Below are 13,175 nucleotides of genomic sequence, written 5' to 3' on the forward strand. Positions count from 1 at the left end.
AGCTCAAAAGTTACCCTTTTCATTCTTGACTGAGCAATAAACGCAGATGTTAATGGCACTCGAAAGAGCCATGTTTTAACTATTTTACTCTTTTTGATAAGAAATGGATACGCCCTTGCCAAGCTTCACTAATTGTTGCAATTGCCCTGGTGTTGGGGCGGATGTGTCGTAGCAGGCCCTCTCAGCATCCTGTCTTTGGCTGCAAAGAGATGATTGCTTTAGTCATCAAGTGTTTGACTCGGTAATTCACCAAAGGCTGTGAAATATCTCCTCGAAAATCTGCCTTGATGTTTAAAGCCAAAACGGATTGCTATTTCACGTATCACACTAGTAGTATTAGGCATATTGACCTTTTGATATAACATTTCTCTTCTAGCCTCCTCCAGTCGTACCTGGGTCATCATTTCTATGACTCCCATACCAAAATGATCCTGACACACTCGGTATAGAGAGGCCTGACCAGCATTTAACTGCTGACAAACATCCGATAATGTCAGTGGAGTTTTCATCTTATTGATATCATGTGAAAGGTTGACAATTTCACCGAGTAAGCGTTGATTTTTAGCCTCTCCCTTCTTGTACAATCTTCTTCCGCCTTCTTCCAGGCAAGCAATCATCAGATCATAATATTTAGATGGGGTAGAGATGCCTTTGATAAGGTCTCTGCGTGTCAGCCGTCTTAATTGTGAGAATGCTTCGGTATTGACATCAATCCCTCTGGATTTGCTTAGATTTTCGATGGCTGTTTTGGCATGACACTTTTTGAGAGCATCTAATAATATTTGCTTATTCAGCATGCAAGCAGTAGAGGAGCACGCCCCTGAGTATTTACCCCAAGAGCCACCTGGCATTGTATTCAGAGTATTCAATCCTCCGATACTATTCGGACTCATTTCATAGCCTTCACAGTAGCCAAAGGGTGTATTTGATTTATGTTTCGGAGTAATCCAATTGAAATCAACTGACCAATCCGTACCCCAGCCCTCATATAACAACGGTTTGGTCGCGCTGATCTCTGCGATCGCAATGCCAGATGATCTTTTGTGGGCCATCGTATATTGACCCTCTCCATTTTCAAGCTGTGTAATTCTGGTGACTTGACCAAGTTCCTGAAGAGTTTCAGAAAGTTGCAGTGGATCTTCGTAGGCGAGTGATATTTTCATGCCCTAATCCCTCTAAATAGGTCAGAAATTAAGACATTGATCTTACTCGCTTTCTCAATTGTCTCTTCTGGACTTTCTTGATATGTCTTATAATAAAGACGTTGAAATGAGTTCCAATTTTTAAATCCATAGTATAAAGCATTATGCTGCTTGGTAAATTGCTTTAGACCTTTAGGTACGTGTGGATTCAAATATGATTTTTTGACTTGTTCTAGCCTGATGCTTTTTATTAAATCAAGGATATTCATATTGAAGTTCGTTCTGCAAGCTTGACCAAGCGACTCTTTTTCAGAATTTAGGTATTTGCTGATTTGCCCCACTGTCAATGGTGGCAAGCCTTCCCTGTCTTCATGCAATAACTTCACTAGGTCTTCAATCAGTTCAGTGGTTTCTGATCTCTCAGTTAACTGATTTTGCTTTTCACAAGGTTCTTCTAGTGTTGCTATTGCTAAATCATAGAAATCATCGGATCTTCTCACTCCCTTTGTAAAATGTGTTTGGAATAGCATTTTAAGTTGTTTGCTCGCATTGCTATTTGAGTCAATCCCGATACATTCTTCAAGCCGAGCATAGGCATTGTAAGCATTCATGTTGTCTATTTTTTCTTTCATCTTTTCCCACTTCAGGCTCATGCAGCACAGCAGAGTATTGGCTCCAACAATGTCCCATATATTTCCACCTGTTTTGTTGATGCGATTGAAGCCAGCAATGCTTAAATCTTTCATTTTATGGCCGCTTATAATTGTATTACTCCCGAGGCTTTCCCCTTGCTTGTTGATCCAGCAAAATGCAACAGAGTTTTGATTTGCCTCTTCTTCGTAGAGTAATGTTTGATTTGACTTGAAAATTTCAAGATGCACATTGTTGATTGGTGCGCAGATTGAACTCGTTAGCAATTCACCTTTACTGAGCTGCGTGATATTGCATGAAAAATTTGACTTAGAATAGTATTCATTGTAGTGATTCTTGCAATATGACTCCATCCCAAGTAAATCGCTGAAGATATATTCTTTTGCTTTTCTTGCTTTCATCTTTGCTGTCCCCTAAAGAGTTGGTTGAGCATTTCTATAGATGTTTATATATTAGCCTCTTTTTTGGCTGTTTTCAGTTGCGTGAACTTCTTTGACTGTTGCGCTTTCCGGCCAGGCGAACTCCCGAATGCTCTATGTTGCGTTATGTTATGTTGCCGGGGATCCAGCCATGCCCTGTGCAAAGACGCAAGTGTGCATTGACGCTCCTCTTATTTTCTAAATTGCGTCCTTCTTAGGTGCGTTGATGATTCACTATTAAAAACAGCACTTCTATTTGGGCGCCCATTGCTGACTGGTTCGGTGTATGAATGACCTAGAGGTGCAAATGCCATGTCTAAAGAACAGTTGCATGCATTTATTGACAGGGCACGCGCTGATGAAAACTTTCGTTCTCAGCTTGCCACGCTAGATCCTCAGCAAATCATCGACTTTGCTGCTCAAAATGGCTTTGATTTTTCGGATGAAATCAAAGGGAGATTTATTAATCGGTGGAAAGGTGTTTATTTTTGCCCACAGGCAATTGAGGTTGGCCAACTGTGTCCGGGATTAGTGCCAGAAGGTTATAAAAATCTGATTCACTATGCGCAAACCACCTGTAGTTCTTCCACTCTCAAGGAAGAGGAGAATGATTTTCGATCAGGTCAGCGATATTAGTGGTTTTGTGTAGAAAATAATTTTAGGGTGGCAAGTGGGATTACTCGAGCTGCAGAGCAGTCTGTTGATTCGAGCATCACAGGTGGTGCCATTCCATCACGCCTTGCTTGATCCCATCGTGACGAGCATAAACACCAATGATCACCCGGTTTGAGTCCTGGAAAATCGAGGAATGGGATCGGGTCAATGAGATTATTGCCCTGAGAATACGTGTAGGAAAGAAAGTTTTCAGTCATGATGCAACACACTGAATGGTTGCCTAAGTCTGAAGGGTCTGTTCTGCAGTAACCATCCAAGTACCACCCCGTTATTGGCTTACAGCCACATTCGAGCAATGGTTCTCCGAATACATTTAATAGCATCTCTCAGTCGCTTAAGGCCCTGCGCCTAAGGCTCATATGATCGCTTGAATTGTAAATTTAGGCCCTTAAGTTGTTCAATCAGCACTAATGCTCACAGTGGCTTGTTGCACTGCTGTTGTGTTTTGCTGCACTTGCATTCTTTCTTTTCTGGACTATTTCATGGCTCTGTCTGAACCTCCTGACGCTTTTCGTTGGATTGACCAGGTTGTTCGCTGCAGTTTTGGTTGGTTGCTAACGACATGATTGGCTTGTATTTCTGCCTCTTCATTGCACGCCAAGCTCTTGCCTCGGGATCAATGCTTTTATTCATATGATCTTCTTGATCGTTTGGTGTTTCTAAGTTTTCTTTCCCGCTCCCCTTTGGAAATGGTGGTATTGCTTGAGTTGCCTATTTTTACTCTCGTTAGTTGCGGCAGCAGCTCAAGGCAATGGAGCGGTAATTGAAGTAATCGTTGTTGATGATGAAATCAACATCGCCTGAAACGAATTCCTCAGACTGAATGCCGAACAAACGGAATTGGAAGCTTTCCTGTGGAGCGATCACTTTGTTGATCGTGTATGAAATTGTGTTGTCGATTGGGGTGAAGCTGCCGCGTGCTCCATCGGCTGTCTGTAGCTGTAGGGCGTTGTGCAGGCGTTGATCGACATCGAGATCATTGAAGGTTTTGGGTTCAGCTGAGAAATTGCTGACTTCTGCGATCAACTCCAGTTGGCGGCTGCCTCGCTCTTCGATGGATGCTTTGAAGCTCATCTCACGTGTGGGGTCGCTGCACGCTGTTAGCACGACCGCTAGTGCGCTGGCACCAACTGCCAGGCGACCTGGAGCAAAGACCATTATGTTTCCTCCAGCACTCCGAAAGTGTGGCTTCATCTAAGCATCCTAATCATTGGTTTTCAGTAAGGAACGGATTTGCTGTTGTGATTTGCATTTGTTTGTATGGAGTCGCTTGGGCTCTTGGTTTTGCTTGGGCTCTTGGTTTTGCTTGGGCTCTCATTGCCGGCTTGGGCTCACCTCAAGGCTTAATTCATCTCGTGGTTGGCTTTGCTTTGTTGGGACTTTCCGGTATTGGCGATCTTCGTGATGTGGATGGTTGGCTCCTTTTTTCTTCTCTATCCTTCGCATAGATCATTTCACAGCATTGCTGGCGAGTAATGGCGTTTCAACTTCAGGATTTCTTTGCTCCGTGGTTGAACAGCACGCCAGAGCGGCGTGCACTCTTCCTCTCGGATCCTCGCCGTGCCATGGAAGAAATCGTGGGTGTGCCGGAAGACATTCCAGTGCGCGTTGAGCACTTGAGCGGACAGGTGTGGTTCCAGGCTTCGATTCCCAAGCTTCCGATGGAGGGTGAGGGGTCATTGTTGGCCATGCGCCAGAGCAATGAACGAATCAATCGCTGTCCTGTACTCAGGGTGTCAGGCCGTGAATTTATCGAGAATCATGTTCAGATCCTCGCTGAGTATGGGATCAAAGTGCCTGAAGATGTGATTGTTCGGATTGATGATCGACCGGATGGATATCTTCATTTTCGAGTGCGTCTTGACACCCTTTATCAGGCTTGAGTCTTTATTAGGAATGAAAGAGTAGAACCAGTCCCTGGGTGACCTGATGGAATTCTCTCTCTTCCCTGCTTAGATCTAGGCCCACTTCCAATCCTTCTTTCAGGGCATGATCAAAAGGTGGGGTTGAAGGCGTGCTGCCATTGCTCCAAAGAGCTGCAATTCCTACTGGTGTGGCATGCCAACTAAAACAATCGGTCGTTCCGATTGCTGGTTCGCTGAGGGAATCCTCCAGCAATGCGTTGATCGGCAGTGGTTTGGTCGCCATGTCCCATAGCTTCGGGATTCGCTCTTGCCTGTGCAATCAGCTGAGAGACTTCGTGATGTAGATGTTTGCGGTGGCATGACCGTCCAGCCCTCCATGGACTTGCCGCAGCGCATTGCTTTGGTACATGAGTGGTTCACCCCCCGTTCTGTTGGTGGTGCAGAGCAGGTTGTCGAAGCGATCGATCGCTTGCTCATTGCCCAAGGCCGAAGGCCTGACCTGGCGGCACTCGTTGATGGAGAAAGCAACCGTTCCCACAGTCCATGGAGTGGTCGCCGCATCCTGACCAGTCCCATTCAACATTTGCCCTGGGGAGTGAGTCATGTGCAGCAATACCTGCCTCTGCTCCCCTTGGCGATTGAGCAGATCGATCTCACTGACTACCCCCTGGTGATCAGCAGCAGCCACCTCGTCGCCAAAGGGGTGCTCACCTCCCCGGATCAGTTGCACGTCAGTTATGTCCACACCCCAGTCCGTTACGCCTGGGATCAGATGCATGCCTACCTGCGCCGTTCCGCCCTGGCTCGTCGTGGCCTCGGCCCGCTGATCCGCTGGCAATTGCATGCCTTGCGCCAATGGGACCAGCTCAGTGCGGCCAGGGTGGATGTTCTTGTTGCTAACTCTCGATTCACGGCAAGACGGATCCGTCAGTTCTGGCGCCGTGAGGCTCAGGTGCTTCATCCGCCTGTGCAGGTCGATCGTTTCCGTTGGGATCAGCCCCGGGATGAGGTTTACCTCTGCGTTTGCCGTCTTGTCCCCTACAAGCGTGTGGATGTGGTTGTCGAGGCTTTCAATCGGATGCGCCTTCCGCTTCTGGTGGTGGGCGACGGTCCTGAACGCAGTCGACTGGAACGTTGTGCCGGCCCCACAGTGCAGATCCTTGGTCGCCAGAGTCCAGCGCAGGTCGAGGCTCTGATGGCGCGCTGTCGGGCTTTTGTGTATGCAGGTCTTGAGGATTTCGGCATCGCTCCTGTTGAGGCGATGGCTTCTGGTGCGCCGGTGATTGGTCTGGCGCGTGGCGGGCTGCTCGATAGTGTGCGTTGTGCCGCTGCAGGTGTGAAGCAGCCAACTGGGGTGCTTTTCCCACACCAGACTGCTGAGTCTGTTGTTGACGCCGTTGAGTGGTTTGAGCAGGCCAGGCTTTGGCGTGAACTGGTGCCTGAGCAGATGCGGCAATGGGCGGAACGGTTCAGACCGGAGGCATTCGCATCGCGTTTTGAGACGTTGTTAAGACGGGCCTGGGAAGATCACTCCCAGGCCTATGCCGTTGCCGCGAGTGACCCTGCAGCGCTGCTGGGTTTGAGCGACTGCGATTGAGTAGGGTGAGACGCATGGGAGACAGGATGGCCAATGCCCCGCGTCGCATTGTGTTTCCTGGCCGTGGTGCGTCCCTGAAGCGAAGGGCCAGCCGTCGTCATCTCGCTCTGCTTGCAGCACCTCCTTCGACCCTCACTGCCAGGGCGCTCGTCCGTCGCCAGAGCACCACAGGTCGCAGCCTCAAGCGCACCGGTGACGTGCTGTTCGCTCTGAGCATGCTCGTTCTTGGCTCGCCGCTCTTTCTTGCCCTGGCCTTGCTCGTGAAGGTGAGTTCACCAGGTCCGGTCTTCTATGTGCAGCGCCGGGTGGGCCGTGGTTATCGCCATTTCGGATGCATCAAGTTCCGAACCATGCGTTCGGATGCCGATCGCGTGCTCGCCAGCGTGCTGGCTGAATCAGCCGAGATGCGGGCTGAATTTGAAAGGGATTTCAAGCTGCGCCAAGATCCTCGGATCACCAGGATCGGTCGTTTCTTACGCCGTTCGAGCTTGGATGAACTGCCCCAGTTCCTCAATGTGCTTCTGGGTGAGATGAGTGTGGTCGGTCCACGTCCCATCGTCGACAAGGAGATCGAGCGTTATGGCCCTTACATGCAGGAAGTGTTGGCTGTTCGGCCTGGTCTCACAGGGCTGTGGCAGGTGAGCGGGCGCAATAACCTCAGCTATGCCAAGCGGGTGCACCTCGATGTGGCCTATGCCCGCGGCCGCTCTTTCCTGCTCGATTTCGCCATCATCCTCCGGACCTTCGGGGTGCTTCTGTTGCCAATGGATCGTGGTGCCTATTGAGGCCACAGTCCAGCGCTTAACAGGCCAATGCCAAGGGGGACCAGCAGCCATAACCCTTCCAGCCGCAAGCTGAAGTTCAGGATTCGTCGTACCCCAGCAGCATCGGCATCGGGGAAGCCTTCTGCCAGCAAGGGTTTGTTCACCCAGTGGTCTTGGTAACGGTTGCGTCCACCAAGGCACAGTCCGGCGCAGTGGGCGTAGATCGCTTCGGCCCTGCCTGCATTGGGAGATGGGTCTGGCTTCCCGTCCCGTTCGGCGGCGGTCACGAGGTCCCACCATTGCCTCCAGGAGCGTGTGGTGAGGGGCAGGCTCAGCATCACAAGCCGGCACGGTACCCACACCATCAGGTCGTCCAGGCGGGCGCCGGCACTTCCTAGCCAGCGCAGACGTTCTCGGCGGTATCCCAGCATGGAATCCAGGGTGCTGGCGGCCTTGAAGGCCCAGGCCAGGGCCAAAGGACCTGGCCACGCATCGTTGATGAGCCAGACCATCAATCCCATCACCATCCAGAACAACGGTGCAAACAGACCGTCGACGGCATTTTCGGCTGCTGTTTCGGCTGCCGCACGCAGCATTTCGTTGGCTTCCAGCTTGCTGGTGTCTCGGCCCACGATCCATTGGAGGCGAGTACGGGCTTTGGCGAGGTCATCGTGCTCGAGGGCAGTGAGGACCGCCAGAACGGCTTGCTCCAGGCTGCGCCCGGCGAGGGCACTGGCCAGTCCGATCACCGTTAGCGTCATCGCCGAGATGGCCACCCAATCGAGATGGCCGAGCCAACGACCCAAGCTCAGTTGTTCCAGGAGCCAACCGCTAAGCCCGCTCACACCCACCATTGACACGGTGATCACTAGGCCGGAGAGTTTTAGCTTCTTCGGGTTGTCTCCGGCCCAGGCTTCCGCTCGCTGGCGCATCTGGGAGATCCACCAACCCATGACCATCACGGGATGGGGCCATCCGAGCGGATCGCCGATGCAGCGATCGATCAGAGCTGCCACCAGGATGGCTTCGGCTGCCAAGGCAGCTGAGGACAGCATCATGGCTGCAGCGATGCCGTTGCTCGCGCCTGGGTTATGGCTAGCAGGATGAAGCCCGCTGCGACGAGAGGCAGGGCCACATTCAGAGACATCAGCTGGCAGATCAAGCCGAGGCCGATACTGCCGACCAGACCGCCCACGGCACCGGAGCGCACCAGCACCTGCCAGCGCAGGGGGGCATCCCCAAGTGGTGTGAGCTGATCGACGAGGGCGGCATCACTTGCAGCGGCCATGGCCCCAATCGGGATGAACAGCATCACAGCCAACCAGGCCGGCACACTCCACTGGCTCAAGACAAGTAGTGCACAGATCAGTAGATAGCGCAGAGACCGGTGCATGCTTGGCGTCCAGCGGACGAGAGCACGACCCAGTCCATAGGCCGCCAGCACCATGGCGAAATCGAAGCATTTGCCTCCATCCACCTCACGCACCCAGAGAGCCAGAAGGGCAAAAAGACCACCCATCACCATGCCTTGCAGTGCGCAGGAGCGGCTCCAGGGCAGCGTGATTGCAGCCGCACCGGTGCCTGTTGATGGCCTGTCAGAGGTGTCTCTTCGTGCGGCTACAACGGCCAGAGGTAGCAGCAGGATCAGAGCTGGGAGGAACTGGCGGAGCGCAGGAAACAGCATCGCTGCGAGCAGATTGCCGATCAGGGCACCGATCTCCTGACCACTGCGCAACCGTTGCATCGAGCCCCCGGCGTGGCTGATCAAGTGCCGCTGCAGCGGCAGGATCGAGATTTCTTGGCCAAGAGCAAACAGCAGCACTGCTAGATAGCTGCCCAGCAGCAGTAGGGAGGGCTGGCTGGCCATGGGCTTCATGGCCAGGCTGATCCCGATCAAGGCCAACACCGCCAGAAGCTGAAGGCCATAACCGCGGGAATGACGCTTGAGCTGCAGCAGCAGAGGCAGGGCCCCCAGGGCAGGCAGCAGGCTGTTGAGGAGAGGAGAGGCGGTCAGTCCGCTCACCATCCAGACCGTTGCCGCCAGTGTGAGATTGACTCCGGCCTGGGCTGAGGCCTGGAGCAACATGGGCGTTGGACGCAATCGATCTGCCATCGCCGCAGGGAGTGTGGGGTGATTGCTTGCTCTTTCACCTTGCCTGTTCTCGAGCCCCGGTGCATCGGATGCAAAAGCTCGAATCGGGCGCGCGCTGCCTCGACAGATCCAGGGGTGGGGCCTCAGGCTCCACCCCTGGAGAGATCACGTGTTCAATCAGTCTGCTTTGAGCCAGCTGAACATTGAACGCAGGCCTTTGCCCACCTTCTCGATCGGATGTTGGGCATCGCGATCCCGGGTCTTCTTCATCTCAGGCTTGCCAGCCGCGCACTCTGCAACGAAGTTGCGAGCAAAGGTGCCGTTCTGGATATCGGCCAGAACGCGCTTCATCTCCTCTTTGGTGTCGGCCGTGATCAGACGAGGACCACTGACGTAGTCACCGTATTCAGCGGTGTTGGAGATGGAGTCGCGCATGGCGGTGAGGCCACCCTTCACCATCAGGTCCACGATCAGCTTCACTTCGTGCATGCACTCGAAGTAGGCCAGCTCGGGCTGATAACCGGCTTCCACCAGGGTTTCGAAGCCGGCCTTCACCAGTTCGGAGAGCCCTCCGCAGAGCACGGCCTGCTCGCCGAACAGGTCGGTCTCGGTTTCTTCCTTAAAGTTGGTTTCCAGGATGCCAGCACGGGTGCCGCCGATCCCCTTGGCGTAGGCCATGGCAAGACCACGGGCATTGCCGGAGGCGTCCTGCTCGATCGCAAACAGGGCGGGCACACCCTGGCCATTTTGGTATTCCCAACGCACGGTGTGACCGGGGCCCTTGGGGGCGATCATCACCACATCGACATCTGCAGGAGGCTTGATCAACTCGAAGCGGATGTTGAAGCCGTGGGCAAAGCTCAGCACCTTGCCGGCGCTCAGATGTGGGGCGATCTCTTTGTCGTAGACGTCCTTCTGGAATTCATCGGGCAGCAGCACCATGATCCAGTCGGCCTTGGCGCATGCATCGGCCACGCTCAACACCTCGAGGCCATCAGCCTTGGCCTTGTCGGCTGAGCGGCTGCCTTCGTAGAGGCCCACCACGACGTTGACGCCGCTGTCTTTCAGGTTCAGGGCGTGGGCATGGCCCTGGGAGCCATAGCCGATGATCGCCACGGTCTTGCCGTTGAGCAGACCGAGATCGGCGTCGGAGTCGTAGAAGAGCTGGGCCATCCGGGCTGGATCGTTGAGCGGAGTAACGCTCGAGCTTACGCAAGCGGCGGCGTTCGCCTCAGCCTCAACCGTTCATCACTGCGGTCTTGATTGTGATGAGTGCTTTCACCAGGTTTTTTCTATGGCCAAGGCTGTGGACTGCTTGGTCCAATCCCCAGCCAAGGATTCCTCAGTCGACGCCTGTCAGTGGGTGGGAATCAGGCGTCGTTGGGATGGGCGATGACGCGATCGATCAGGCCGTAGTTTTTCGCTTCTTCCGCGCTGAGGAAGTAGTCGCGATCGGTGTCCTTTTCGATCTTCTCGAAGCTCTGGCCTGTCATGTCGGCCATCGAGCGGTTCAGCATTTCTTTCATTCGAAGGATTTCGCGGGCTTCGATCTCGATATCGCTTGCCTGGCGCTGCGCTGTTCCTCCGAGGGGTTGGTGGATCATGATCCGGCTGTGGGGCAATGCCAGGCGTTTGCCTTTGGTGCCTGCACCCAGCAGGAATGCGCCCATGGAGGCCGCGAGGCCAACGCAGATCGTTACCACGTCACTTTTGACGTATTGCATGGTGTCGTAAATCGCCAGGCCGGCGGTCACCGATCCGCCTGGAGAGTTGATGTAGAGATAGATCGGCTTGCTGCTGTCTTCGGAGTCGAGGTAGAGCATCTGGGCAACCAGGCTGTTGGCGATGCCGTCATTCACCTCCTGGCCAAGGAAGAGGATGCGTTCGACGCCGAGGCGGGTGTAGATGTCGACCCAGCGCTCCATCTGGCTGCCGGGCAGGCGGTAGGGGACGCTGGGGGTACCGATCGGCATGGGTCCGTTGGGTGGGTTGAAAGGAAGCGGAAGAGGTTGAGGCTGCTGAGGGGCGGGCTGCGGGTCAGACCGTTGGGCTAGGCAACTCCTTGCGGCTGCTGAGCACACGATCGATCAGGCCGAATTCAACGGCTTGTTCGGGAGTGAGATAGCTCATCCGATCGGAATCCTGGGCCAGCTGTTCAATGCTTCGCCCCGTGTTGTTCGACAGGATTTCCAGCATCGAACGCTTGTTCTGAAGCACTTCCTTGGCACGGATCTGGATGTCTGTGGCCTGGCCGCGCGCACCGCTCCTGGGCTGGTGCAGCACGATCGAGGAATGGGGCAGCGCAGCCCGTTGGCCTTTGGTGCCGGCAGAGAGGATCACCGCGGCGGTGCCCATGGCTTGGCCAATGCAGATGGTATGCACCGGGGGCTTGACGTAGCGGAGGGTGTCGCAGATGGCGAAGGCTTCGGTTTCAAAGCCGATCGCGTCGCCGGAGTACCAGCTGGTGCCCGTGGAGTTGATATAGAAGTAAATCGGCTTCTCTGGGTTGTCGAACTCGAGATAGAGAAGCTGGGCGATGATTAGTTCGGTGACATCCAGTCCGAGCTGACGCTTGGTGTTGTCATCAGAGAACAGTGGCAGACCGAGGTAGACGATCCGTTCCTTGAGCATCAGCGACGGCAAGTCCGGAGGTGGCGTCCGCAACACCGTGGAGTCTCCGTAGTAAGGAGCTGAGGTGGTCATTCGTGGCGCGTCCCCTGGCGTGGTGGGAGCCTAGCGGGGGCCTGCGGTGTCGCGCTCGTTCGGATTGTTCGGTTTGGACGATTTGCCCTTTCCGCTGCGGGAGGGTTTGCCCGATTTTGCTGTTTTCGCCGATGTGCCCTCATCCAGACGGGCAAAAACCATGCGGCCGGTCGGGGTTTGCAGAGCTCCAGTGACCACCACGGGGTGGCGGCTGCCAATGAGTGTTCGAGCATCGTCGACAACCACCATCGTGCCGTCTTCCAAATAGCCCACCCCTTGGCTTTCTTCTTTGCCTTCGCGCACGATTTTGAGCTTCAGTTCATCGCCGGGCTGCACCTCCGGTCGCAGAGCGATCACCAGTTCGCTTAGGTTCATCACCTTCAAGTCCTTCACCTGGGCCACCTGGGACAGGTTGAAGTCCGCTGTCACCAGAGTGCCGCCCGTGTCTTCGGTGAGCTGGAGCAACCGGTCGTCGGTGCCAGCACCGTCGTAACGGGTGGTGTTGATCACCAGCCGTCTGCCGTAGCTCTCGCGCAATTCTGTGAGCAGCTTGAGACCGCGGCGTCCCTTGGCCCGTTTTTCCAGGTTCGTGGAGTCGGCCAGCTTCTGCATTTCATCGATCACGGTCTCGGCCACAATCACCTGTCCTTCCAGTAGGCCACAGGCGAGCATGCCGCGGATGCGGCCGTCGATGATCACGCTCGTGTCGAGAATTTTGGCGGTTGCCGGCGTGAGGACGCCGTCGGCCACCAGGAGTGCTTCGGTGGAGGTGGGATTGAACAACCGCAGCAGGGTGCGGCCATGCACCTCGGCAAGGTTGTACCCCAGAACCCCAAAGAAAACGTTGCTGATCACAGCCGCCAAAGGCTTCACAAGGGCGGAGCTGCCCGCTAAGGGCAGCAAGAGCACTGGTGCCAGCAGCAGGTTGGCCACAAGTAGCCCAAGAATCAGGCCAACGGCACGACTCACCAGCAGGTCGGTGGGCATCGTGCGCACTTGGCGCATGAGCTGTAGCCGCAAGCGACGGAACACCAGCCCGGCGACAAGACCGATCACGGCACCACCAGAGGTGAGGCCCCATCGCACCAGCTCCACATCGGTGCCCGCAGCCAAGAGCTCCTGCGGCAGCAGATGAACTCCCATCCATCCGGTAGCCGCACCGGAGATCACGAACAGAATCAGGATGAGCAGTTCAACCATGGTTCGGTTAGTGGCGGCTCAGTCCAGCTGCAGGCAGCATGCACCATCTTCCGACGGATGGCCTGGG

At 54.5% G+C, this 13,175-nt stretch carries 16 protein-coding genes; 5 read left to right on the forward strand and 11 right to left on the reverse strand.

Annotated features, from left to right (window positions below):
* Positions 1–218 precede the first annotated feature (218 nt).
* Both SIB72_RS07665 and SIB72_RS07670 read right to left on the reverse strand, forming a co-directional pair.
* Positions 219–1,163 (reverse strand): helix-turn-helix domain-containing protein, encoded by a 945-nt coding sequence (locus tag SIB72_RS07665; protein ID WP_413743520.1) that lies wholly within the window; start codon positions 1,161–1,163, stop codon positions 219–221.
* Positions 1,160–2,194, reverse strand: a complete 1,035-nt coding sequence (locus tag SIB72_RS07670) for an AraC family transcriptional regulator (protein WP_413743521.1) — start codon at positions 2,192–2,194, stop codon at positions 1,160–1,162. Before SIB72_RS07670 ends, SIB72_RS07665 begins: the two co-directional genes overlap by 4 nt.
* Positions 2,195–2,524: 330 nt before the next feature.
* Between SIB72_RS07670 and SIB72_RS07675 the strand changes: the two genes are divergently transcribed.
* Positions 2,525–2,848: a Nif11-like leader peptide family natural product precursor gene (locus SIB72_RS07675; RefSeq protein WP_115120603.1), complete on the forward strand. Its 324-nt coding sequence runs from the start codon at positions 2,525–2,527 to the stop codon at positions 2,846–2,848.
* Here SIB72_RS07675 and SIB72_RS07680 read toward each other — a convergent pair.
* The gene (locus tag SIB72_RS07680) at positions 2,845–3,210 is read right to left on the reverse strand and encodes a DUF2237 family protein (protein ID WP_413743522.1); all 366 of its coding nucleotides are present in this window, start codon (positions 3,208–3,210) and stop codon (positions 2,845–2,847) included. The genes SIB72_RS07675 and SIB72_RS07680 overlap by 4 nt on opposite strands.
* Positions 3,211–3,613: 403 nt before the next feature.
* Positions 3,614–4,045 carry a hypothetical protein gene (locus tag SIB72_RS07685; protein WP_115120605.1) on the reverse strand — a complete coding sequence of 144 codons (432 nt, stop codon included), beginning with the start codon at positions 4,043–4,045 and terminating at the stop codon, positions 3,614–3,616.
* A gap of 26 nt (positions 4,046–4,071) precedes the next feature.
* On the opposite strand from SIB72_RS07685, the gene SIB72_RS07690 reads away from it, so the two are divergent.
* Together SIB72_RS07690 and SIB72_RS07695 are read left to right on the forward strand one after the other, a co-directional pair.
* Positions 4,072–4,335, forward strand: coding sequence for a hypothetical protein (locus SIB72_RS07690; RefSeq protein WP_413743523.1), 264 nt, complete (start codon positions 4,072–4,074; stop codon positions 4,333–4,335).
* Positions 4,336–4,362: 27 nt separating this feature from the next.
* The gene (locus SIB72_RS07695; protein ID WP_413743524.1) at positions 4,363–4,770 is read left to right on the forward strand and encodes a hypothetical protein; all 408 of its coding nucleotides are present in this window, start codon (positions 4,363–4,365) and stop codon (positions 4,768–4,770) included.
* Positions 4,771–4,777: 7 nt separating this feature from the next.
* On the opposite strand, the gene SIB72_RS07700 is transcribed toward SIB72_RS07695, so the two are convergent.
* Positions 4,778–5,035: a hypothetical protein gene (locus SIB72_RS07700; RefSeq protein WP_115120607.1), complete on the reverse strand. Its 258-nt coding sequence runs from the start codon at positions 5,033–5,035 to the stop codon at positions 4,778–4,780.
* A 75-nt stretch (positions 5,036–5,110) separates the two neighbouring features.
* Between SIB72_RS07700 and SIB72_RS07705 the strand changes: the two genes are divergently transcribed.
* Together SIB72_RS07705 and SIB72_RS07710 are read left to right on the forward strand one after the other, a co-directional pair.
* Entirely contained in the window at positions 5,111–6,349 is a 1,239-nt protein-coding gene (locus SIB72_RS07705) for a glycosyltransferase (protein WP_413743525.1), read from the forward strand.
* Between the two features lie 26 nt (positions 6,350–6,375).
* Positions 6,376–7,134 carry a sugar transferase gene (locus SIB72_RS07710; protein WP_413743526.1) on the forward strand — a complete coding sequence of 253 codons (759 nt, stop codon included), beginning with the start codon at positions 6,376–6,378 and terminating at the stop codon, positions 7,132–7,134.
* Here the strand turns inward: SIB72_RS07710 and cbiB are convergent.
* The 6 genes from cbiB to SIB72_RS07740 all read right to left on the reverse strand — a co-directional run bounded on the left by cbiB (position 7,128) and on the right by SIB72_RS07740 (position 13,108).
* Positions 7,128–8,171 (reverse strand): adenosylcobinamide-phosphate synthase CbiB, encoded by a 1,044-nt coding sequence (cbiB, locus tag SIB72_RS07715; RefSeq protein ID WP_413743527.1) that lies wholly within the window; start codon positions 8,169–8,171, stop codon positions 7,128–7,130. The genes SIB72_RS07710 and cbiB overlap by 7 nt on opposite strands.
* Positions 8,168–9,226 (reverse strand): hypothetical protein, encoded by a 1,059-nt coding sequence (locus SIB72_RS07720; protein ID WP_413743528.1) that lies wholly within the window; start codon positions 9,224–9,226, stop codon positions 8,168–8,170. Before SIB72_RS07720 ends, cbiB begins: the two co-directional genes overlap by 4 nt.
* 156 nt (positions 9,227–9,382) lie before the next feature.
* Positions 9,383–10,378: a ketol-acid reductoisomerase gene (ilvC, locus tag SIB72_RS07725; RefSeq protein ID WP_413743529.1), complete on the reverse strand. Its 996-nt coding sequence runs from the start codon at positions 10,376–10,378 to the stop codon at positions 9,383–9,385.
* 197 nt (positions 10,379–10,575) lie between these two features.
* Positions 10,576–11,178, reverse strand: a complete 603-nt coding sequence (locus SIB72_RS07730) for an ATP-dependent Clp protease proteolytic subunit (RefSeq protein ID WP_115020025.1) — start codon at positions 11,176–11,178, stop codon at positions 10,576–10,578.
* Between the two features lie 64 nt (positions 11,179–11,242).
* Entirely contained in the window at positions 11,243–11,908 is a 666-nt protein-coding gene (locus SIB72_RS07735) for an ATP-dependent Clp protease proteolytic subunit (RefSeq protein WP_115120610.1), read from the reverse strand.
* A 30-nt stretch (positions 11,909–11,938) separates the two neighbouring features.
* The gene (locus SIB72_RS07740; RefSeq protein WP_413743530.1) at positions 11,939–13,108 is read right to left on the reverse strand and encodes a PIN/TRAM domain-containing protein; all 1,170 of its coding nucleotides are present in this window, start codon (positions 13,106–13,108) and stop codon (positions 11,939–11,941) included.
* Positions 13,109–13,175 lie beyond the last annotated feature (67 nt).

The sequence above is a fragment of the Synechococcus sp. MIT S9451 genome (assembly GCF_047304725.1).
In the GTDB taxonomy this organism is placed as follows: domain Bacteria; phylum Cyanobacteriota; class Cyanobacteriia; order PCC-6307; family Cyanobiaceae; genus Synechococcus_C.